General features: G+C 45.1%; 19 protein-coding genes and 1 pseudogene. All 20 read right to left on the bottom strand.

The genetic code is table 11. The features are described from left to right. Positions 1-114: 114 nt before the first annotated feature. A pseudogene (locus tag HMPREF9469_RS01465) lies at positions 115-1,258 on the bottom strand (VirD4-like conjugal transfer protein, CD1115 family); the annotation flags it as partial. Between the two features lie 112 nt (positions 1,259-1,370). Next, complete coding sequence (ltrA, locus tag HMPREF9469_RS01470) at positions 1,371-3,197, bottom strand: group II intron reverse transcriptase/maturase (RefSeq protein WP_007858427.1); 1,827 nt, start codon at positions 3,195-3,197, stop codon at positions 1,371-1,373. Between the two features lie 696 nt (positions 3,198-3,893). Then, the gene (locus HMPREF9469_RS33430) at positions 3,894-4,247 is read right to left on the bottom strand and encodes a type IV secretory system conjugative DNA transfer family protein (protein ID WP_147338563.1); all 354 of its coding nucleotides are present in this window, start codon (positions 4,245-4,247) and stop codon (positions 3,894-3,896) included. 315 nt (positions 4,248-4,562) lie between these two features. Further along, positions 4,563-5,627 carry a DUF6017 domain-containing protein gene (locus tag HMPREF9469_RS01480; protein ID WP_007858429.1) on the bottom strand — a complete coding sequence of 355 codons (1,065 nt, stop codon included), beginning with the start codon at positions 5,625-5,627 and terminating at the stop codon, positions 4,563-4,565. Position 5,628: 1 nt separating this feature from the next. Beyond that, a complete protein-coding gene (locus HMPREF9469_RS01485) occupies positions 5,629-6,732 on the bottom strand; it encodes a hypothetical protein (protein ID WP_007858431.1) in 1,104 nt (367 codons plus the stop codon). Positions 6,733-6,877: 145 nt separating this feature from the next. Continuing rightward, positions 6,878-7,588 carry a DUF6100 family protein gene (locus HMPREF9469_RS01490; protein WP_117632767.1) on the bottom strand — a complete coding sequence of 237 codons (711 nt, stop codon included), beginning with the start codon at positions 7,586-7,588 and terminating at the stop codon, positions 6,878-6,880. After that, positions 7,581-8,141 carry a DUF5697 family protein gene (locus tag HMPREF9469_RS01495; protein ID WP_007858440.1) on the bottom strand — a complete coding sequence of 187 codons (561 nt, stop codon included), beginning with the start codon at positions 8,139-8,141 and terminating at the stop codon, positions 7,581-7,583. Before HMPREF9469_RS01495 ends, HMPREF9469_RS01490 begins: the two co-directional genes overlap by 8 nt. Positions 8,142-8,152: 11 nt before the next feature. Beyond that, positions 8,153-10,450 carry a VirB4 family type IV secretion system protein gene (locus HMPREF9469_RS01500; protein WP_007858442.1) on the bottom strand — a complete coding sequence of 766 codons (2,298 nt, stop codon included), beginning with the start codon at positions 10,448-10,450 and terminating at the stop codon, positions 8,153-8,155. A gap of 169 nt (positions 10,451-10,619) precedes the next feature. After that, the gene (locus tag HMPREF9469_RS32725; protein ID WP_007858444.1) at positions 10,620-11,207 is read right to left on the bottom strand and encodes a hypothetical protein; all 588 of its coding nucleotides are present in this window, start codon (positions 11,205-11,207) and stop codon (positions 10,620-10,622) included. A 19-nt stretch (positions 11,208-11,226) separates the two neighbouring features. Next, a complete protein-coding gene (locus HMPREF9469_RS01510; protein WP_007858445.1) occupies positions 11,227-11,901 on the bottom strand; it encodes a hypothetical protein in 675 nt (224 codons plus the stop codon). 3 nt (positions 11,902-11,904) lie between these two features. Next, on the bottom strand, positions 11,905-13,944 hold the full coding sequence (locus tag HMPREF9469_RS01515; protein ID WP_007858446.1) for a transglycosylase SLT domain-containing protein: 2,040 nt from the start codon (positions 13,942-13,944) through the stop codon (positions 11,905-11,907). 29 nt (positions 13,945-13,973) lie between these two features. Continuing rightward, the gene (locus HMPREF9469_RS30475) at positions 13,974-16,283 is read right to left on the bottom strand and encodes a hypothetical protein (RefSeq protein WP_007858447.1); all 2,310 of its coding nucleotides are present in this window, start codon (positions 16,281-16,283) and stop codon (positions 13,974-13,976) included. 92 nt (positions 16,284-16,375) lie between these two features. After that, positions 16,376-16,651 (bottom strand): hypothetical protein, encoded by a 276-nt coding sequence (locus tag HMPREF9469_RS01525; RefSeq protein WP_227883934.1) that lies wholly within the window; start codon positions 16,649-16,651, stop codon positions 16,376-16,378. Between the two features lie 361 nt (positions 16,652-17,012). After that, positions 17,013-17,249 carry a hypothetical protein gene (locus tag HMPREF9469_RS01530; RefSeq protein ID WP_007858452.1) on the bottom strand — a complete coding sequence of 79 codons (237 nt, stop codon included), beginning with the start codon at positions 17,247-17,249 and terminating at the stop codon, positions 17,013-17,015. A gap of 25 nt (positions 17,250-17,274) precedes the next feature. Next, the gene (locus tag HMPREF9469_RS01535) at positions 17,275-17,727 is read right to left on the bottom strand and encodes a hypothetical protein (protein ID WP_007858454.1); all 453 of its coding nucleotides are present in this window, start codon (positions 17,725-17,727) and stop codon (positions 17,275-17,277) included. A gap of 356 nt (positions 17,728-18,083) precedes the next feature. Then, the gene (locus HMPREF9469_RS01545; protein ID WP_007858456.1) at positions 18,084-18,614 is read right to left on the bottom strand and encodes a hypothetical protein; all 531 of its coding nucleotides are present in this window, start codon (positions 18,612-18,614) and stop codon (positions 18,084-18,086) included. Between the two features lie 11 nt (positions 18,615-18,625). After that, a complete protein-coding gene (locus tag HMPREF9469_RS01550) occupies positions 18,626-18,910 on the bottom strand; it encodes a hypothetical protein (protein WP_007858457.1) in 285 nt (94 codons plus the stop codon). Positions 18,911-18,932: 22 nt separating this feature from the next. Next, complete coding sequence (locus tag HMPREF9469_RS01555; RefSeq protein WP_007858459.1) at positions 18,933-19,487, bottom strand: hypothetical protein; 555 nt, start codon at positions 19,485-19,487, stop codon at positions 18,933-18,935. A 240-nt stretch (positions 19,488-19,727) separates the two neighbouring features. Next, entirely contained in the window at positions 19,728-20,291 is a 564-nt protein-coding gene (locus HMPREF9469_RS01560; protein WP_050814426.1) for a hypothetical protein, read from the bottom strand. Between the two features lie 81 nt (positions 20,292-20,372). Continuing rightward, entirely contained in the window at positions 20,373-22,184 is a 1,812-nt protein-coding gene (locus HMPREF9469_RS01565) for a reverse transcriptase/maturase family protein (RefSeq protein ID WP_040415343.1), read from the bottom strand. Between the last annotated feature and the right edge of the window lie 440 nt (positions 22,185-22,624).

Genomic DNA, 22,624 nt, shown 5'->3' on the forward strand with positions numbered 1-22,624 from the left:
CTGTTTCCTCTAATATGCCATACGATTCCTCCATTATGGGTTCTTCCAATTTACAGCATTTTTCTTCCTGACTGCCACTTTTTCTTAAAAAGTCCGTTTGCTTAGCAATGTCCATCTCCTTTATTCTCCATTCTGGTACATACCTTTCAGTCTTTTCGAGCACCAATCTTTTTGCATCTGGATGATGGCTATAATCAAATTTCTTTACCTTCAGCACTTTCTGTCCCCGGATAATCACAAGCGCCTGTTCCAAGGGAAACCTCAAAATTTCATCTGGCAATAAAAGCATCCGTTTCCCCACAGAGCTGGTTTCCGAGTAATCCGGTACATAGTTGCTCATCCGGATTGTGTTCAAGTTCTTCCGCACAGAAGATACCCCTACCGTCACCTCGCCAGAACGACCGCTAAAATAAGTTGCTGTTGTCATATCGTTACACCCCAAAAACAGGGATGTATCACAGCCTCCCAGTATCTCCTCCCACTGTCCATCCGGATAGCGGTTCTGGAGCTGTGGAATATTCTGGTATAAAATACTCATACCCAGATTCCGGCTCCTGGCCGTTGCCAGTTTTTTCTTAAAATCAGGTACAATACCAATATTGGGGAATTCGTCAAGAATAAAATGAACCGTCACAGGTAGTTGCCGATTCTCCTGCCGGTCTGCAAATCGAATTAGCTTAATACAGAGGAATGACACAAACAGCGTCGCCAACACATCATAGGTGGAGTCCTGATCCGAAGTGATACAAAAATAAGCGCATTTTTCCCTCCCTGGCAGCGTCAAATCAATTTCACGGTAGCTGGTAATCTTCTGTACCTTTTCATTCTGCATAATCTGAAGCCTGGTTCCCAAACCAAGCACCGCATTTCCTTTCACCTTTTCTGCTTTTGAGAACAGGCGGTATGGTCCTTTCGCCGGATGGGTCGTCGGCAGATTATCGAAGATTCCATCAATCGCTTCCAGACTCTGGTTAATCAGCAGCTTATAGGCTTCTGCAAATGTTCGGTCCTTTTCCTCATACTCATGGTAGACATAAAGACACAGTGCTTTCAACAAATCCATTTCTGTGTTGTCGTAAAAATGGTCAAACTTATCCGTGGTATTCCGGATAACAACATCTACAAAGGTATCAATCAGTCCCCCACCGTCTATCTCTGCCAGGCAATCCCACGCATCTGAATGGTCCAAATCAATCAAGTTCCATAGCCGGACTGTATATCCTTCTGCTTTCAGATATGCAGCCGTATCTTCGTACAACTATAGCGATAGGTAACTTTTTGATGTTATCTCCAAGTTTTCCCCCGCTTCACACCGTACATGAAACTTTCGCTTCATACGGCGTTCCATCATATCCAAATAGATTTATAAGTTATTTCCCAGTTATTGTCTGGTATCCGTAATTCGTCCGTATTCTGTTCAGTTTTTTCTTCTGCTGACTATTAAGAACATAACCTTTTAACAGTGATTTTGCTTCATCTGCTGATTCTGTTAGGATTGCCTTTGCAATGGGAATTTCCACAAATGCCAGATTAGAATATCTGTCAAGGTTATCTCCTTTGTCTGATTTGTGAATACATATCAGAGTGGACGGAGTTCCTCGACGATTCATTACATAGCAGTTGCCTTGTTGTGCGATATATGCCGAAATACGATTGTCGTTAAACTCTACGCTATCGGCAGGGTTTTCATTTTCCAACAACGCTCGGATTTCTTCTTTTGTTACAACTACAACGTCCTCATGCACCTTGTTTCTCCCTTGCTTTGTAAAATTACAAATATCTTGCGAGAAATTCATAGGATTTTTGTGTTGTACTCCTTGAATCGGCAATAGCGGATTATCCGCAATCATCACTATTTTTGTTTTTGGTCTGATTCCTTTTGTCCTGCTCTGAAATTCTGAACTTGTACTTTCAAATGGAACTGATTTTGCAATGTTCCTTAAACGGATTCGTATGGTCGGTAAGAGAGCGTAACTTACTTCTGTCAGGTTGTTATATACGTTAGTTGCTATGCAGTAGTAATTCTGCATACCGATAACTGTCAGATTATATCTGCTGATATTGAAGCCAGTCGTATGTCTGGCTATATCTTTTACCTTTAACTTTAGATTTGTTTTCGCTTTCTTTAATGCTTTTTGGTTCATATCTGTTTTGGCAACATAACCGTGTTTCGTTCTTCCTTTTGGAATGACTTTGATTTTGAACCCCAGAAAATCTGATGAATTTTTCTTCAGATTTACTACCTTTGATTTCTCTGGACTGATTTCTAATTTCAGTCTTTTATTAAGAAAATCTACGGTACTGTGGTAAAATCTTTGTGCTTCTCCATAGGTTGAACACATGATTTTAAAATCATCAGCGTAACGTACAATAAAACCGCTTTTCAGTTTGGTATATTTCTTTGCGTATTGAAGCCACCCATTTTTACTGCGGTTCTTCGGCTGGAATGTTTCCCACTGACTGCTTACCCACCAGTCTAATTCATTAAGGACTATGAGGGAGAGCAGTGGACTTAACAGACCGCCTTGTGGTGTTCCTTTTTCTGGGACACCCTCGCCGTCAATTTCAGCTTTCAGCATTTTGCTGATAATGCAAATCAATCTTTTATCCCGAATACCAAGTGTCCAGATTTGTTTTAATAGTTTTCCATGATTGACATTATCGAAAAATCCTTTAATGTCTACGTCAACACAGTAATGATATTTTGATAAATTTATCAGTGTCGTTACTCTGCTGACTGCATGGTGGGCACTTCGATTCGCACGGAATCCATAGGAATGATTATGGAACTTTGGTTCGCATATCGGCTCTAGGACTTGCAGGATACATTGTTGTACCAGCCTGTCCCAGATACACGGAATCCCCAATGGACGCATTTTATCGCTCCCAGCTTTGGGAATGAAAACACGTCTGACTGATTTCGGGCGGTAGTCGTTAAGACTTTCCCGAACGGTAGCGACAATCTCAGCATTACTGAATCGTTTTATATCATCTATCGTCATTCCGTCCGTTCCAGCCGTTTTACTTCCACTGTTTGATTTCAGATTACGGTAAGCTAAACAAATATTTTGTTCCGAACCAATAATTTCAAGTAACTTATAAAAGTTATTACCGTTCTTGCTCTGTGCGTATAACTCGTCATAAATATGTTGCATATCATAATACTCGTTATAGCGGAGCTTGTTTTTCTTTAGCATGGTCTGTACCCTCCTTGTTTGCAGGAGCAAGTACATCTCTTAGTCTTACTCGAACCCATACCATTTTTCTTAGTAATTCTATTCTTCATATGACTAGTGGCTATCCCTCCACCGCTTGTTATCACGGTTTCATAGGTACTGTGCCACCACTCTCACTGACATTAACACACCTTATATCATTGCTAATCTCACAATAACTTTCTGATGTGAACACTTCACAGACAGTAAAATCTCCATGTTGTCAGCTTTCAACGTTCCAAACACACTATCTGTACATATATCCTTAGGTTTCCTCTATAAGCCTGCTACCTTGATAACGCCTTTAACGTTATATGGATTTTCATAAATGCAGAGTCTTACTCACCCACAGTAGCGACACTATTTGTGTCACTGGACATTTCTATCCAGCCCCGATATAGACCTGTACATTCAAGGATTCGTCAGTAGACCTCTCATCTACATTCTAACCATAGATATTTTATAGACTTCCGGCATATAAGACACAACGCCCACCTCTGGGAATCTTTCGTCAGCATTATCTGTTACGGTGTCTGTCTGCCGACTTCACCGAGCTTCTGACAGAGCCTTGTTTACTCAAGTTTCTGCCAGTCGGAGTATTAAAGTAGCCTTTCAGGGCGTTACCCCGTCATTCGACTATTCGTGTGTTTAGTTCTCCAACACACATTAAATATTGATTTAATGAAGTGCTGTGCCTACTCTTTTCAAGCAGGAACGTTTCGCACCCGATTTAGGATCCGTAATGAACATACTCTCTCCCCGCCGGATACACTGGAGAATCATGTTGCGGGCAAAAGCCCTGGATTTCATGGAACCTTGGGAACCACACACCGCAATATTCCGATTCAGTCTGGATTCCGGAGGAAGGCTTAAAATACTTCCGCTTATAAGATCGGTTCCCAGGATAATCCCTTTTGTTTCTTTCACATCCCTCTCCTCCCTCAGAACCTGCTTCTTCTCCACCTCTGTCATGTATCCTGACGTCCCGTAGGTTCCCAGACTGGAATATTTGAAATTCCGTTCTTCGTCCATATCTGAACCACCTGCCTTGCCCTGATATGCAATAAAACCTGCAAAAATCAGGAATAGCCCAATGGTGCAAATTGTCGTTTTCCAACCACGGAATGAAAATATCGCTGTAAAATAACAGCGGAACGGATTGAAGCTCACATGTGCGGTATCTACCGCAGCCTGGCAGAGCAAGCCGCTCACATAAAGAGCTAGGACAAACAGCAATGCCAGTCCCCATAAAAGTTTCTTCCTCTCCTCATTTTCGCTTAAAAATCCCCTCAGCCATTTCAACAGTATGCACCTGCCTCTCTGTCAAATTTTAGTCCCCCTTGCCTTTTATCCCCCGGAATCCGTCTTATTTCCCTGTGCGCTATGATACTGATACAGATTCCCATAATAAGCCCCAATCGTATTGACCGCATTATATAATGCCGTTATCATCACCGCTCGGATATTTCTTGCCTTTGTCTCCGTTTCCTGCAGACAATTAAGCACATATTGGATATGAAACATGTTCAGTTTCCTGTACTGTGCCTTTACCAATTCCGTAGGACGCTCCTCCCGGTTCACCCGTATGGCTTCTGCCGTGGAGGTCAAAACCTCTGTGGCAATCTCTACCAGCTCGTCCAGCTCCTTCTTATCCGTCCTATCCTGAATTAAAATATCATATTCAATCTGTCTCTTAAATGCCCCCTTTGTCTGCTGATAGGATTGGATGGGATAATCTGTGTTGTAATCTCTGTATGTATTCTCTGTATTTGTCTCCCCCATTTCAGTGGGACCCTCTCTCTCATCCCATGGGGAGGTGTCCCCGTTTTCAGTGATACCCCTCTCCGATTCTGGTGGGAGGTGTCCCCGATTTGAGTGATACCCTCTGTAAACCATCCCCGCACCACTCTCTACTCCGAAATTCTTCCTATTTTCTTCTTTCTTCGCTTCCGGTTCCTGCTTTGTTACACATTCCTCTGGAAATGTAATCTGCTCCAGAACGTCCGCATCCAGCTCCAAAAACAGTATATTGGGTACCGTCTGTCCATTGATAGTCAGGGTACGGAACACCCGCCGTACCACTCCCAGCCGTTCCAGTTCCACCACAGCATTGGTGGCATCCCGTTTGGTAATCCCGAACTGATCCGCCATCTGTTGATAGCTTCGCTGTAAAAGGTCTGCCTTAAACCGTTTTCGGTATCCCAGAAGCTGCCCGCTTCCTTCGTCCCTCACCTCCGCAGCCCGGTACCAGTACACAATATCGGATAGGATTACAATGGCATTAAGGTATGGTTTTCCGGTGGGTTTGCGAATAGTCCGGTACCATGCCGCTGGTATAATATTGCCCGTGATGTTCATCCGGCTTAACCGGTCTACCGTCTCATTTCCTGTTGAGGTTCGGATTCCCTCCATCCTATTTTCCCTCCTTCCTCTTCTCCCATCCCAGATACCTGCATACCTTATCCGGCCGAATTGCCTCGATTATAAATGTTTTCGGAAACAATTCCCGTAGTGTCTGCGCCTGGTAAGTAAAGCAGAATACCCTCCCGCCTCCATGAAACGGCTGCCCCAAGATTCTCCGTATCTGCCACAATTCAAACAGATAGCAAAAGTAAACCCTCTTCCCCTCGCTGTCGGTTCCCGCCTCCAGACCGGATCCCTCCTCCCTTACATACTTTAGGACTTTGCATAAAAATGAGCGAAACCGACTCTGTGCTTCCACATCACACAGAAGCCACAACTGAACCATAGCCTCAGCCATAAATGGGACATAGTATACGAACTCATAAACATCGTCCAAACGGAATAAGGTTCCCTTAAGTCCACCATCACTCACTAAAAGGCGTTTTCCCATTTCCATTCGATTTCCCATAATAATGGCTCCCCCCAATTCCACGCTCCAGCTCCGCTTCATTCTAAGTTCCATCCGATTTCTTAAATTTCGTTCCGTCTTAGGCGCCCACTTCATCAGGCTATCCATCGTGTTATATACCACATAAAAACTACTGGCTAACAGGATACCGCAGGCTCTGGAACCCTTAATCTCCTTGTCAGTTTCCATTTTCCATTCCATGGTTCCATAATAAGAGGCCGCAAATCCTCCCTTTCCGGAACCCAACAGAGTCCGATGGACTGCTGGGAACAGCTCCGGCTTATCACTTTTAAATATCCGTATATCAGCCCTGTGGCAAAACACCCATACCATGCTCATGCGGTGGAGACGGAGACGCTTTTCCGGCTCGCTCTTCACATGGCTGGTTGCTCCTGCGCCTGATAAGTAAGGCTCTACATCCTCACCATATTCCTCCAGCAAATACCGTTTAGCCCTGACACGTAGCAAATAACCTTTCATCCCGTCCTTACTCCTGACCGTCAAATCACCTTCCTTTTTTAACTGGGTCACAAGTACGGCGGCATAGGAATCGGAGCCAATCGCATACCCGGACCAACCAGCCGGCAGTTCTCCACTAACTGCCACCAGTAAAAGCAATTCGTCACGCCTGTCCCGTATCTCCATTTATCTCCCTCTCTGTTTTCCGTATTTCTCTTTTTCGTACCCAGTTAACTCCATCCCTGGGTACATTTCAGTGCGAATTCGTACCTGTTTTTCCTTACTTATCAAGGCTTTTCCGTAAATCTTACCCTGTCGGAATTTCCATGTCTTAGACCTCTTCTTTTTTCGATACAATTTCTTCCTGCTTCATACTGCTTATCCACTGCGGAAAATGCTCCTGAGTCATCAAAAACAGATACGTCCTGTCCTCTTCCCCCATCGTTGAGGTATGGTATGAATCCAGATATAAGCCTCCATCCGATACCAGAAAAAACATTCCCATGGCATCAACCATCTGCTTTTCCTCAATATTGTCGTGATCTCGCACCCTTGCCACGGATTGCTTCTGATCATATACATGAAGGAAACATACGGCTGCCCGTTCAAACTGCGGAATCTCCTCCCCCTGTTCCTGTTGGCGGATACACCAATTTTCCAACGCCATAGTTACAGGCTTATAAAGATAATCCGTATATTTGTTTTTACGATGCGATAGCAGCCCAGGCAACTCCACTTTCAAAATTCCGCCCTCATACTTCACCCGAATCCCATGAATCTTTACAATTCCTAAACCGTATGCCTCCCGTTCCTGCTTCCACATGCAATTCTCAATTACCAACCGGCGAAGTCCTCCGGTCAGCTTCTCCGCTATAAAAGAGGCTTCCATCACACAGTCCATAAAACAACCTCTCTGAAACGCGGAACCGCTCCGTTCCTGTGCCGTCCGAATCAGCCTGGCCTCCGCCAGACATTCCTGCAGTCCCCCTGCCTGCCGTTGGACCTCTTCCAACTGTTTCTCTATCTGCTCCGTTTTATCCACTCCTCTCTGCAGATTTCTTGTAGTATTCCACCCGTCCATCTTCTTTTACCAGGCAAAAACCAATAGTTCCCGGCACTGCCACGACTCCCATCAGGTTCCCATCTTCTACTGCTATAATGTGGTTTTCCCCTGCGCGACGACTCCTTGCAAACATCCCGTTTACTAGCTTTAAATCCCCGTCACCCACATAAAGAATGTCATAGATTTCCGCACCAGAATAAAACAGGATACGGATTGGAAAGTCCTCCTTTCCTGCCAGATAGTGGCCGTCTACTGGCTTACGGCGCATCATATCTGCCAGTACCCACAGACACTTCATGGTTCCCTCATCTTTCAACGAATACGCAAACTCGCTGGAAGCAATCAACCCGGTGTAAGGGTTCCGGTATATCTGCCTAGTCTTTTCCAATTTTTTCAACGCACGGCCCGCCGCCTTCTCCTGTCCCGGAAAGAATGCCTCTAGCTGCTCCGGCTTCATTACGTTGTACTGGCGAAGCAAGCCAAGTACCTTCCCGGCCGTCTCCTCCGGGTTCCGGTATTCGTACCCTTTCACAACCTCCCCCCTCACGCGCCCACCCGTCCATAAGCCTGTTTCCCGTAACGGGCCAGCCGCTCTTTTAACTCTTTCAGTTCCTTCCGATCCGTGGTGATTAAATCCTTCTCCAGCTGGCTGGCTTTAAACTCCAGAGTCAGATTGTTACTGTTCGTGGAAATCATGCCCTTTCCCCTCTCAAAATGGACAATCTCCATCCGCTCCGCATCGGATAGATGTAGCAGTTCCTGTACTTTTTTCGCTTCATCATTCTCCAGATTCAGGACAATCTTTGTCTTGGTTGCATTGATAATTCCCCTCCCATACTTTCCATCTTTCAGCGCCATGAAATCAGATAAATCCTGGGTGGCGCAGACGGCTGATCCTGCATAGCCCCTTATAATCTTAAAAATCTCCAAAACATATTCTGCCGCCATTTCATTCGAGGAAGCCCCAATTAACTGCCATACCTCGTCTAAAAATACCGCTTTTTCCACGGTTCGGTCTTCTTTCACCTTTGACCAGACATAATCCAATACCACAAACATCCCCACAGGAAGCAAGTCTCCCGTAAGTTCAGAAATATCCAGAACAATATATTTATTATCCAGATTCACATTGGTTTCCTGGTTAAAGCTGGAGGCAGAGCCGTGGACAAGACGGTTTACGATATTGGCAAGCCGCCTGGTTTCTGCATTCCCATGAAGAATATCGTATACATCACCCAGAACCGGCATAGCCCGGTATTGGTTCGGATTCTCCGGGTCTGACAGACTCCCATTGTCATGCGTGATTCCCTTGTTATAGTAAGTCTGAACCAGCGCTTCATCTAAAAGCTGCTTCTCCTCATGATCCATGTCGGGAATCAACAACGAGAAAAAGATATGCAGATTCTGGATTTTTGCCGCAAGCTCCGAGCGCTCTGCCGTGTCACCGTCTAACAGGTCATTGGTCGCCTGATCCCGTTTCCTGATTTCCATCACATTGATACAGTTTTTGGAGGCGGACGATATTTTGATGAACTCTCCTCCGATATTGGTACAGGCTCTGGCAAACTCATGCCCCTTGTCAGGTGCAATGATAAAGACCTGGATATTCTTACGGCGCATACGCAGCGCCATCAGCTGCAGCAGAAAAGTTTTTCCCGCTCCGGTGGTTCCCATGATAGAAATATTAGCATTCTTATATATTGTGGAATTAAAAATATCTATAATGACCAGGGAACTGTTCGCCGTGTTTACTCCCATCAAAATACCGTTTTTATCCGACATCTCAAATGAGGTGAATGGGTAACAGCTGGCAGCTCCCGAGGTCAGTACATTGCGTTTTGAACGCTCGTAAATGCTTTTATCCAGCTTTACTAGAGGCAAAGCGGAGAGAAATGCCCGTTCCTCCTTAAACAGACAGGAAACCGTATCCATGTCCTGAGCATTCAACAGTTTTTTCACCTCTCTCGCCCGCCACTCTGCTTCTTTTGCACTATATCCAGTCACAGTAATCAGGATACAGATATAATAAAACTCCTCATTGGATGACAAGCCATTTTTTAGATAATATCCCGATTGAATGGACTCTGCCAGGTCGTCAAAATTTGTATTGGTATCAGAGGCATCCTTGATTTTTGAGCGGTTAAGACGAATTCTGCGCCCAATTCGCTCAATAGTTTTTACCTTATCCTGTTTGTAGAGAAACAGGTCTACGTCAATTCCCTCCCCTGCATTGACCAAAAGGGACATCCAGCCGGCCGGAACCCGGAATCGGTATCTGGCAGACGGCACAAACAAATAGGTGTGATATACTCCATCCAACACAACACAGTTCCCATGCCTGAAATCCAGGGTACGGGGTGCCACATACTCAGCGGCCGGAATCCGCCCCACGCTGTCCTCCCCATTTTCCCGGATATACCAATTAACCACTTGGTTTAATCGTTCCGAAAATGGCAGGGTAGTACTGCTCTGGCGGTTTAATAGAGTGTATAGAATCTCTGCCGTTTCCTCTGTGTGATTATCAGAAAGCAAAATCTCATTCCCACACTGGTATAGGTACTTCTTAGCTGTCTGGGCATATGATTCCAGCATATTTACAATTTCTTTCTCCGTCCCACGTCTGGAATCCACCTGGAACACAAGGAAAAAGCGTCTAGTTACCGCTTCTTTATAACCAACCGAACAGATTAAATTAGCATAATCCTGTTGCAGCATTCGGCACCTCTCATCCGGCTCCTTTTCGATATCTTCCCGTATGGTCTTGATATATTGGGAAATATCCGCCTTTTTAGATAACGATTTTATCTGCAGTTCAGGCGGCGCAATTTTTAAATATCCCATAAACGAATAGATGATTCCTTTCTGTTCACTGGCGCTGCGATGTAGAAAATTAATCGGCATAACTTCCAAAATCTTCACATACCGTCCATCGACAGTATAAATAATACCGTCCCGTATCTCCTTAATCGGTATTTCTCTTGAGGCTCTTGTAAATGGCAGGTCATACTGCTCATTTTGACTGTTTTCTTTTCGTGCCGGATCTGTTTTTTCGCGGCTTTTTTCCGGTTTCCGTCTCTTTGTCTTTTGGTTCAGCTCCTGTTTTAAAGCTTTCTTTATTCTTTTTAAATTTCTCTTCCATTCCCGATTCTGGATTTTCCTGGGACTTTGTCTCCCATTCTGCTTTGGCTCCTGTGCCGGTACTTCTCCACTCTGCTTTCTTACTCTTTTCACGTCCCTGCTTTCCTCCTTTCCGGACTTTCTCTTTTCTTCGGTTCTGCTCAAGACGGTAACACTCGTCCGGCTCAGTAAGGCACCTGCGCCGCCTCACATACCGAAAGAAGCTAGCGATAAATGCAAACAGGCTTTCCCCTTGAATCCCAATCACTGATACTACCACTGCCGGTACAAGGACAATCATACCGATATACATTTTCATCTTTACCGTCATATTAAGCGAAAAAAGCAGCGGAACTAAAACCATAAGGAGCATGGTCGTTTCCACTGCATTTCTTGTCTTTACCCTCCCGGAAAACAAAGTTCCTTCCTCTGCAAAATTGGGTGGAATGGTATAAATATCTATCCGGTCTTCCTGATCCATGGTACCCTATCCTCCTTTCTTACCTTCGTTTTATTACATAATAAAGCTCGTAAAGGCATAGACCAGCTCCTAATATTCCCAAAATCCAGAGCGGACTCACCCGTATACTTCCCTGAAGTTCCATCTCCTGATTCATTTCTTCATCTGATGGTTCTGGCATTTCGCTCCCCTCTCGTCCACTGCTATCGGAACGTGTAGCAACTGCAACCAACGTGCCCGATGTAACTTCCACAGCGTCATCCTCGTATGGCAGACGAAACACACTATCCGGCGTTATCGTTACCCGACACATAATAATCTTCTCATCTTTAATCTCCACTTCCGTTCGGTCCGCCTGACACCGAAACTTACGACCATCTGTCTGTGCCTCACATCTTTCAATCTCATAGGCACCTACCGGAAGGGACAGGTTCACTGCATATCCGCCTTTTTCAGTCAGTGTCGCGCTTCGCTCCCACCCTCCAACCATGTTCCGTATATGTAGCTTTATCCTACCGTGAAATCCCTGAAACGTCTCGCAGCGGATGGACAGGGTTCCACGTCTGGTGTCTGTATCCGTATACTCTTCCTCCCATCCGTCTGTCTCTACTTTGGTCTGAACCTGCACAGAATTCTCATTGGCAAGAACTTTCCCTGGCTGAAGGACCAGGGCGAGAAACGCCGCCCCAATCCAGCCTTTTATCCATCGCCTCAATTTCTATTGTCCTCCCATAATCCAGATACCGCCATCACTTAGATCTCTGGCATAAGATTGTATTGTAGCCGGGCTGTAAAGTTTTCCAGTCCGGCTCCGGCTTCCCGGATCAGCAATGGCAATATAGCCATCCCTCGTCACACCTGTCAGCACAATAAAATGACCACTGCTTCCTGATATGGTGTTTTCCGCACAGATTACCACTGCCAGCTTTCCTTCCTTTAACTGCTTAACCACATAGTCAATCTGTCCCCTTTTTACCCGTTCTACTGAAAGTCCCCAACTGCCGGCAGCCATAGCCGGAAATGAGTGGCTGGTTCCTTTCCCTGAGACATACAATCCGTGGGACATGGCATATTCCGCCGTCATCTGGGGCGTCACATTCTCTCCTGTCAATGTAGAGATGACAATGGCTAATGCGGTAGGACCACACCCTGCAGATTTAATTGTAGAGCTCCCATAAGGCATGGAGGCCCAGGGCTCTTCTCCCTGGTTAAAATAAATCACCTCTTTCACACAACCTCTGACGGTGTCATAGAAAATTGTGTCTCCACCAGTCTGAATCTCGCTGGTATAAATATCCTCTGATGCACCGGCTCCAAGCACATAGTTCTTCCAGCTCGTTGCCTTAAACAGCACATCCAGAATTCCATCAGTTCCATCTTTCAGAAGCTCAAACAGTTTCAACACATAATTGAAAGTAGTCTGGCTGGTCACATAGCTGTAGCTATAACCAGTGACTGGCGGCGACAGATTGGCATTCAGTTTCACAACAATCGCATAATCCACAATCTCAATTTCTTCGTCTTCCTCCTCGTCCCCTCCATCTATAATTTCCGTATGGGTTCCGGTCTGCATCCATCCTAAAAAGTCTTTGGCGTTTTCTTCCACCATGGATTTGAGCAATATCACCGAAACCGTTGTTCCTGTCTGTGGCATGACGGCAGTTCCTCCAGTTCCTGCTCCCGATTCCGGTTTTGTCCCCTCACCTCCCGCTGCAGTCAGATACCCCATTACCTTTTCCACGTAAGCTGGCGTCTCACCGTTTTGTGGTATCCGGTATCCGGCTCTTTTCACCGCTCCCGGACCGGCATTATAAGCGGCAACTGCCAGCCTGACTCCGTCCGGATAGGAACCAAAAGTACGGAGAAGCTCGGCTATGTATTTGGCTCCACCCATGATATTCTGTTTCGGGTCAAATGGGGATGTCACTTCCAGATTCGCTGCCGTTCCAGGCATGAGCTGCATAATCCCCATGGCTCCTGCGCTTGACACTGCATTAGGATTAAAATCAGATTCCGCTTTCCCCATTGCTTTTAATAGTGCCTCCGGAACTTGATAGGTCGCTGCTGCCAACGCAAAATATTCATCATAGGGACTGGTCAAATCCGAATCAAAGCCGCCCACGGTTCCATATCCGTTGAATCCCACAATCCGGCCTCCATTCCATGATTCCTCAATTAAGACAGCCAGATACTGACTTAACATAGGTTCCAGCCTGGACTCATATTCATCTTCTACCTCATAATCATCATACCCGTCCCAATTCTCACGAAAATCCACGCCGATTTCGTCCAGCATTTGATCGCGGTATCCCTCAATCACAGCACAGATTTCTGCTTTCAATTCTGGACTTTCCGAAAAAAGAGTTTCTATCTGAACCTTTATATTCTGATACTCTGCTTCCCTGGCCTGTGCCACATAGCTGTCCGCATCGGCAAAACCCAGATAGGAAAAGATAATCCCTATGGAATTTACAATCATATACAGGAACAGAAGGACTGCCGCCAGAACTGCCCCTACCGCTTTCCAGAAGGATTTACTTGCCAAAACCGCCCCAATAACCGCTCCCATAGGGCCACCCAATGCGGCTCCAGCAGCCGTTCCGCTCACAGCAGATCCACTTTTTGCAGCCCCTGCGGCAAGGTGAACTGCCTGAATTGCTTCTGCCGCCTGCTTTGCCTGCCCCGCTGCCCGAACTGTTCGGGCAGCCGTTTCTGCCGCTTTGTCAAGCGGCTCGTCCTCTGCCCAGTCCCTGCTCATATCTCCCTCCTTTAAACTGGTCTTAATTCTTATTTCTTGTCAGGAGTTTTCCTACGCTGATTCCTGAGCCCGGCTCCAGTCTGTTTTTTCACTGGTTTCTTTATGGCTTTCTTCTCCCGCTGTTTTAGCAGGCTTTCCTGCAAGGCTGGCTGTTCTTTCGGTTTCTCCATACGTTCCTTTTGCTGGTATACCTTTTCCAGGCGGAGGGTTCCGTTTTTCTCCAGGACTGCCTTCGTCTCCGGAAGCATAGCTGGAGCTTTTTCCTGTTTCGGTAGTTCGTAATAGGTCTTCCCATTTTCATGAATGGTCTGGTACGGTCCTTTCGGCTTCTCATACAATCCCGTATCATAACGCATATACTGCTTTCCATCCCGCTCTGCCTGATAACATCCACGCAACCCCTCTGACATGCCGTCCTGCTGCGATACACCAGTCACAGCCGCACTGCCTCCTGCTTTTCCTGAAATGACCGCTGTGTCTATTACGCTATTCACCGCCGATTCGCCTGCGGCAAATCCAGTACTATCACCCACTGGCAGGTTTTGTCCGGATTCTGCTGCTTCCAGTCCGCTCACGCGGCCAGATGAATCCGCTGCCGGCTCCATTCCCGAAACGGCTCCCGTTCCATCCATATGTTCCATAGTCCCTGTATCGAAGTTATCTGCTGACAAACCAGAAACAGAGGATTCCTGCGTTCCTCCATAAGAAGACGTCCCGGATCCAACTGCCCCGTCTCCCATAGAAGCCGCACCTTCTGTCTCACTCCCAATTCTGCTATCCATATTATCCTGCAAGTCCCCAATTCCAGCACTCTCTCCAGACAGTTCCAGACCCGTGGCTTCCGAAGCATTTTCTTGACCGAAAGCATTGCCACTCTCTCCAATTTCCATCCCTCCGGTCATATCTTCCACATTTCCAAACGGCAGAACCTGGTTTCCGTTCTCCATATCTTCCATAGGAGGAAGTTCTCCTCCCTCTGCCATATCTCCTGCGGATAAAGGTTCTTCCTCAAACGGATCCATACCTGTATCTCCAATGGGAATTCCACTTTCCGATTCCATAGGGGCCAGCGTCCCCTCTTCCTCCGTAGCCGGTGGAACCTCTTGCATGCCGTCACCTGCTCCTTGTGCAAATCCGTTCTCATCATCCGGCGTACCAAAAGGAAGATTCTGACCTGTCAAAGCGGAGTCATCCATCTGGAATACACCGAATCCATCTCCCATATCCAGATTTTGATTCTCCATGCCCTGAAAATCATCTGCCATATTCCCGGCATCCATTCCGCCAATCCCAGAGCCAGCTCCATCTTTCATGTTTCCGTCCATATCGGACATAACGCCTGCCGATGCAGACGCTCCTGTGCCTCCCATGGGAATCGGCCTTCCATTTCCAAAATTCATATGGCCGGAACCAGACGCCGCCGAACTGGCATTTCTTCCGCGTCCACCGCCCGACAACAGGCGCCCTGCCATCATAAGAGCACCCAGACCACTTAAACCTCCCATTGTCCTGCCCATGCTTACGCCCAGGGAAGCCATATAGGAATCCAGCTTTCCCGCAATCTTGCAGAAGCCAATCAGACACATAGTAGCGGCAAAAAAACGAGTAAATCCATATCCGCTTGCCATCAGGTTTCCATAGCCTGCCAGAAACATTTTCAGGCACCAGGCATCCAAAATCACAATCATAACCTGTCCACCGAACATTTTTGACCAAGATGCAAGAATATTGTTAGTTGCCTTAGACCCTCCGGTAGCAAAAGCCAACGGTGCTGTATAGGAAAGCACTCCCAGAAGTACATACCTTTCTGCCAAAATAAACAACAGCTTAAAATAGTTCCACGCTACCACAAAGTGCATGATTAAAAGGAGCAGAGATATACTTAACGCATCTGTCCCCAACACTGATACCGCTGCCTCTGCGGCGGAAACATATCCACTGAAAGAATCCACTGTGATTCCTGTCCCCACGACCCATTGGTAAGGCGTTCCCGCCACCTCCAGAACATAATTCACGATATCTCTTGCATAGACCAGCATAAACAGACAAAATCCTGACCGGAATACAAGTTCCAGCGGATCTTCAGAGTTTACCCCCAACTTCCCGAACATGGATTTAAACACCTGCCAGGTTAATATCATGAGAAGCAGTGCAACTGCAATTGGCAGCACTGCATTTTGGTACAAACTTCCCACAACCCCAAATAATTCTTCAAACAAGTCCAAATCGCAGGATAAAATCTCGGTAAACATTCCGCTCGCTATATCCATCATGTCTATAATAAACTGGGAACACAATTCCCGGATCGCCTCAAATAAAAGTTCTAATAACCATCCCATCTGTCATTCCCCATTTTCAGGGTATCCTTCACCTCCTTTGCCGGGGGAGCTCCGGCATTTTTACTGCTGTTATGTTACGGTTTCATTATTTTCTACGGTGTAAATGATTGCTGCGGAATAATCGCCTCCATGTAAGTTACAATAGCTCCCAGTGTCATCAGAACGGCCCAACACACCACAATCCGCTTTAACCACGCTCTTGATTCATCAACGGTCTTTCCTGATTTAGAAAAATTCATCAAGAAAAGACAGATGGACGCGCATACGACTGCGCCCACTGTTGCAAGCCCTGCCACATCGGAATAGACTTTCTGCATGGCGCTCTTAGCAATATCAAAAATATCTGCCGCATAAGTGGTTTGGCACATTAAAATGTTTATACCCCAGAGCAGGTATCCCTGTACAGCCAGACATGACAGCCGCCTTGTCCATCCCGGTTCCTGTTTCCTGCTTTCTGCAGATTCATCTGCTTTTCTAAAATGCAGCTCCCTCACCTTCTTTCAGGCACAAAAAAAGCAACCACCATGGATGTGATTGCTTTTCTGTGCGTTATTTTGTTTCAGATTTTCATGGCTCCCCACAAGTTTTCCTGTGCATAAAAACCGATGATATCATTATAAATTCTGCAAAATCTCATGTCAATGCACGCCTCGTCCCAATATAGTCTCATTATTGGCCCACTCCTGTTTCCCCATAAATCTCTGAGGCGTTCACGTAATTTGCATTCTGTTAGGCAGCCAGACTTAACGCTGATGCCTCGGTTCTTTCTTTTTCGATGATGTAATAATAAGCCGTAGTTTCTAACCTCACATAATCAGCGGCAATTTCAAGGATTCTTTTCACCTTATCCGTCCAAATCAAACGGTCGCCCTGACGGTAATACGCTTCCTCACCCACTTTGATTGGAAACTGCACTTCTCCTCGCGCCCGTACCAGATGTTTTGATTGTATCTCCCTATTCCTCATAATTGCACCATCCTTTCCTCAACTTTCAAGCGGCTAACTGATCCAGCGACAATACGCTGACCCGGTCTGTCAAATCCACCTTTTTTCCATTTGCAAAATTGAACTCCAGCTTTTTTACCGTAAATGGAATCTTCTGCCTTCTGGAGAAATCAAAGACTTCTGCTTTCACATCCGTCACAATCGTCCCCACCAGCCTGGATTTAAAATAGTGGTAATCTAGAATCTCCGCCTGTTTTCCTGTCCTTAAATGCTTCATTTCCCCATCATCTGATTGAATTCCTCTGGCATCCAATTCCACAACCAAAGTGCCATCCCCCTGCCGGGTTTTACTTTGCTGCGTGGATTCCATAGAAATATTCACTGCTTCTGGCCATTCCAGCTTAACACATTCAAGAAGCAGCACACAATTTTCTATTCCGTCTACGGTATCCAATGTCTGAATCTGGAGCTTCATTTTCTTAAACTTATCTTTCTTCATTCCTGCCTCCCATTAAAAATCATTTTTAGGTTTCTTCTGCCCTCCTTCCGTATCACTGCTCCCGTTTTGCCCAACAAAAAAGACGCCGCATTTATAAAAAAATGAGCGTCATTCCAAGTATATAGACAAATAGAAACATTCAGGCGGTTCTTTTTTGCCTGACCGCTTCCCTCCCACGTAGACGGGAACAAAATTTTTTATATCTCCTGCAAGCTGCCGAAGCTATATAAATCAATACAAGATTATATTAACACTATATATAGATATTGTCAATGTGTTAAATCAATATATTGTACTTGACTTTTTTCAGCATATCCTATATGATTAAAGAAAGAGATGGGTTTGTAACCGTACAGCTATTGCTCAAGCGGGGTGCCTGTTTCTTTTTTTATATTCACCACATCATACAGATACCTCTTTCCATCCGCGTCATGGCGTATCAGCATTTCCACATGGAATATGTTATAGCGTTCCAATTCCCCATCTTCCCCATAAACCGGAAGCCCGAATCTGGAATCATAACGGTACCAGCCAAATTTTGCGTCCCGCTGATGTTTTGGATTCAAATTACCTTTATGCCTCCGGTTTTCCGCCGTTTCAATCAGTTCGGGAATCCCCTGGGATGCATTCGCCTTTGCTTTAGCCAGTGCGCCTTTCAAACGAGCCGTGTCCTGGGAGCCGCTGTATTCGTCTGCAAAATCTTTCCCCACATAGACAATGTCTGCTGAATCCATAATCTCATAAACCTCTCCGATATAGCGCTTCAAGTACTGTTCAACCTCTTTCCAGTTAATTTTGCGTTTTCCCCGGAATCGGATATCATGGATTATCACAATCTTTTTTCCCTCTAAATCATGTATGACGCTCACATTTCTACTATCGTTCATCTCCATGCTCCTTATGTATTTTTAAATATCGTTCCGACTGCAAAGCTGGTTTCCAGCTCTTCTGCAACCTGTTCAAATGATATCCGACTCCCCTGGCGCTTTTGGGAACCACAGAAACAGGACTCGCTTTCCTCCGCTAACAATTCCGCCTTTCCCATCCCCTTCAAGCTCCTAACCAGCGACCGTCCGCAGGATGGACAGATAATTTCCTCCTGTTTCACTTTCCTGTCACAATAGTGGCAGAACTTATAATCTGGTCTTCTCATTTCTACAGATTTTCTCTTTATTTTCTTCATAAACGCCCTTCTTTCCACAAAATCACTTCTCGATTACCCAGGTATCCCTGAAGTGCTCTAACAGGTTCCGGCTCTCCTCCTCATACCCCCACAGTATACCCTCTACGGCCTTCAGGGCGCTTTCCCGCCACCTGAAATAGGTACTGCGGTTAATCCTTATAGTCTGGGGCAAATGAGGCTCCAGCTTGCTTATAACCTCCGTAATGTTCATGGGCTTGTAAGCCGACATATAGGTATAGTATAAAACCCAATAATACTTTTCCCCTTGGGGATGGTATTGCCGCATCAAATCCACAGATTCGTCAATCAGCTTCAAAAACTTATTTGAACTGCCAATGGCTTCCACACGGGAACGGATATTTGCTTCGTCATTATTAATATCCATCCCCGCATGATAGATAGATTCCAGAAATTCGTCCACGTCCGTTCCGTATTCCTTCTGGAACCTGTGCTTCACCTGTCCAATCTGGACCTGCATACGCCAGGATACCGAACGGTAGATTTTAAAAAGTGTAATCACATCATGGTAAACCTCATTGTTTTTATTCTCTGTTGTAATGATTCCAGTCTTTCCCATTATCATTATCCTCCATTACTCATTTGATTGTTCTTAATTCAATTTGCTTTGGAGAATAATAAATAAATTTGGTTCAAACTTTGCGACACATTGTCGTAAAGCCAGCTCATAAACACCTACTACTATGGATACATCTCTATTTCAATGAGCTTTACGACACAATGTCGCAAGGTCAGCCCTAAAAGCTCTGTCAATGGATAATCTTTATCTCAATGGACTTTGCGACATTGTGTCATAAGGTCAGGCATCCTGGTACATTTCTTCCCTCCAGGAATCAAGCAGTTTAAAAATCACCTCTTCCATCTGGTCTTTCGTGTAATCCTGCGGAAAATAGTCCTTTATCTTTTTCGCAGATATGGTGATACTAATCCGCTTTACATCCTGGTTTAGAATATCCCTTACACGCTCTTCTGTCAGAATCCCTCTCTCACTTTCCTCCTTCAGCGTCTCGGCCCGGCTTTTGGATAAAACCACAGTATTTCCGTTAAGATTCTGCAGTACCCAGCCCTGCGCTTCCTCACTTAGGAATGATAGTCTTTCCGCCACCGAAAGGCTTACCTTCCCCTGGTCCGCATAGTCCAACAGCTCCGGATTCAGATACGTCAAACGTATATAACGCTGAACCGTTCTTGCACAGTCACCAGCCGTTTCCCCCACAAGCTCCGCCGTATATGCCTCCCCCTTGACCCCTTGGTGGCTCAGCGCTTCCATCTTCATGCGATACGCCCAGGCTTTTTCAGACGGACGGATATCTTCCCTCTGGATATTGTAGGCTAAGACCACAGCGCCTTGCCTTATTACCAAGGTAGGTTTCCATAGCCTCGCCCCGAAACCGTACGTACACCTCTCGATGTATACGGCTTCCCATTTATCATAGTCTTTCAGTTATTTCGTAATCATGGCATAACAGTTTGGACAAACTGCAAGTGTCTTGCGACGCTTAGCCAACATAATAGTGTTCCATTCATTGTCCGCTTTGATTGATTTCAAAGACTTCACATGATGCATGCATATATCTCCTGGATTTTCTCCACATAGTTCACATACACCCAGCTTAATCCTTGTCCTCAAATAATTTGGATTATCATACTTGACGTATTGTGGTAAGAGGTCGGGTTCGAAGCTACAGGCGTAGCGTTTCTTCTTGAATCCATCATGATAGAACTCACAGTATTTTAACCCTTTCTTTGTATTATAAGGAACCATAAAAATTCCATTCCTACGGTATTTTCTCTGTATCTTGTAAACGCTCTTTTGATATTTAAGTCCAAAGGTCTTATACATGCTATATTCCAAGATGAATGCAAAGTTTTTGATGACTGTTGCATTTTCCGCTATCGAATAGTAATTATACATACCTCTAATCTCGGCATTCACCTGTGATACTATTTCCACATCGGTCATGTGAACCATATTGCCTCTGTGGTGAGAATCCCATATTTCTTTGCCATTTTTATCATATCTAATCCTAAGTGCACCATACTCTATTAGCTTAGCTTGCCACTTATCCCTTGGAGCGTATAATTTGATTCTGCCCGTATGAGTTTTCCTTAGCTGATGCTTTGAATCATACATTAGTGCTGAATTCTTGGCTGTAGTAATGTCGTAGCCTAGGAATCTGGCTTTATCTTGACTATGCGTGATTTTGGTCTTTTCTTCGGACATCTCAAGATGCAGAGTATCCTCGAGAAATACTCTGAATTTATCTTTTATTTCAGAGGCATCCTCGAATGAACCAATGACTCCTATTAAGAAATCATCCGCATATCTACAGTAGACCAGACTTTTGTAGTCTTCATTATTTGCTCGCTTACTTGGTAAGCTGTGCTTATAGCTAATGGCATCTTTTTGCAGACGCAGAGCTTCTTTTCTTTGTTGCTCATTCCAACTGTCCCAGTTTGCTCGGTTTCTTCTTCTGATGTAGTACAGCTTGCTTGCGGCTCGTGAGTATTCAAGGTTATCCTTTGATTTGCCCTTGCTAAATTCTTTCTTTAGACGTTCTGCAAACTCATCCAATTTTGACAGATAGATATTTGCTAACATAGGGCTCACGCCTGAACCTTGGGGTGTTCCTGAAAATGTACAATTGTACACCCATTGCTCCATATATCCAGCTTTCAGCATTTTCCATATGAGAGCCAAGAAGTTTTCATCCTCTATTCTCTCCCTCAGAATGTTTACTAGCACATGATGGTCGAAGCTGTCGAAGCATGCATGTATATCACCTTCTACGAACCAAGTGATTCCGGTGAACTGATTTTGTATCTGCTGTAAAGCAGAGTGACAGCTTCTGTTAGGTCTGAATCCATGGGAATAATCTGAAAAGTTAGGCTCATATATGCTCTCAAGAATCATTTTGACCACTTCTTGTACCAATTTGTCTTCTGTTGATGGTATTCCTAGCGGGCGTTTCTTTGTGCTATTTTTCTTTTCAATGTACACACGCCTTGCAGGGTTTGGCTGATAGCTGAAGTCTTTGAGACTTTCTATAAGCGCATTGATACGTTTTTCACTCATTCCGTCTAAGCTTTTTCCATCTACACCAGGTGTCATACTTCCTTGCGATTGGCTTATGTTTTTATAGGCTAAGAAGTAAAACTCTGGGTTGTATAAATTCCGATATAATCTCTTGAATTTATACTCTTTGTTTGTTGTTTTTTCTGAAAGACTTTTCAATACCTTTACTGGTTCTCTCAATGTCTCACACATCCTTCCTCGTTTTAGTATTGAACGATAAATTGCCGTCCTTCGCCATGTGGGCGTTATTATTCGCTTCCGTTTTTACGGCTATCCTTGTCAATCCAAGGTCCACGGACTACTACGACGGCTCCGTTACCATGCTGAATATTCAGAGTCATCTCTCTTGTTTTTTACACTTGAGATTTATCACCTTTCGGCATTACTCATAGCCCATGGGCATTTCAGTTTAGGTAATCCCCGTTTAGCATCATTATGATAAGTTGTACTATTGTCGGTATGGGAGTTTTCGTCATTTTCCATTACTTATGGCTAGCTTGCACCGATTATCCCACGGATTGCAGACAGCAAAATACTAATCCGCCAATGCACCACCGTAACATCTTCCCTTCGGTGTGGAGATGGTTAGCTCCAGCCTCTGACTTTCCTTCAAGCAGTGT

The organism is [Clostridium] citroniae WAL-17108, assembly GCF_000233455.1.
Lineage (GTDB): Bacteria > Bacillota > Clostridia > Lachnospirales > Lachnospiraceae > Enterocloster > Enterocloster citroniae.

Excerpts from the sequence above, each read along its gene's own strand:
- ltrA (WP_007858427.1), bottom strand. The coding sequence starts at position 3,197 with ATGCTAAAGAAAAACAAGCTCCGCTATAACGAGTATTATGATATGCAA.
- HMPREF9469_RS33430 (WP_147338563.1), bottom strand. The coding sequence starts at position 4,247 with ATGGACGAAGAACGGAATTTCAAATATTCCAGTCTGGGAACCTACGGG.
- HMPREF9469_RS01480 (WP_007858429.1), bottom strand. The coding sequence starts at position 5,627 with ATGGAGGGAATCCGAACCTCAACAGGAAATGAGACGGTAGACCGGTTA.
- HMPREF9469_RS01485 (WP_007858431.1), bottom strand. The coding sequence starts at position 6,732 with ATGGAGATACGGGACAGGCGTGACGAATTGCTTTTACTGGTGGCAGTT.
- HMPREF9469_RS01500 (WP_007858442.1), bottom strand. The coding sequence starts at position 10,450 with ATGGGATATTTAAAAATTGCGCCGCCTGAACTGCAGATAAAATCGTTA.
- HMPREF9469_RS32725 (WP_007858444.1), bottom strand. The coding sequence starts at position 11,207 with ATGGATCAGGAAGACCGGATAGATATTTATACCATTCCACCCAATTTT.
- HMPREF9469_RS01515 (WP_007858446.1), bottom strand. The coding sequence starts at position 13,944 with ATGAGCAGGGACTGGGCAGAGGACGAGCCGCTTGACAAAGCGGCAGAA.
- HMPREF9469_RS30475 (WP_007858447.1), bottom strand. The coding sequence starts at position 16,283 with ATGGGATGGTTATTAGAACTTTTATTTGAGGCGATCCGGGAATTGTGT.
- HMPREF9469_RS01525 (WP_227883934.1), bottom strand. The coding sequence starts at position 16,651 with ATGTGCCAAACCACTTATGCGGCAGATATTTTTGATATTGCTAAGAGC.
- HMPREF9469_RS01530 (WP_007858452.1), bottom strand. The coding sequence starts at position 17,249 with ATGAGGAATAGGGAGATACAATCAAAACATCTGGTACGGGCGCGAGGA.
- HMPREF9469_RS01535 (WP_007858454.1), bottom strand. The coding sequence starts at position 17,727 with ATGAAGAAAGATAAGTTTAAGAAAATGAAGCTCCAGATTCAGACATTG.
- HMPREF9469_RS01545 (WP_007858456.1), bottom strand. The coding sequence starts at position 18,614 with ATGAACGATAGTAGAAATGTGAGCGTCATACATGATTTAGAGGGAAAA.
- HMPREF9469_RS01550 (WP_007858457.1), bottom strand. The coding sequence starts at position 18,910 with ATGAAGAAAATAAAGAGAAAATCTGTAGAAATGAGAAGACCAGATTAT.
- HMPREF9469_RS01555 (WP_007858459.1), bottom strand. The coding sequence starts at position 19,487 with ATGGGAAAGACTGGAATCATTACAACAGAGAATAAAAACAATGAGGTT.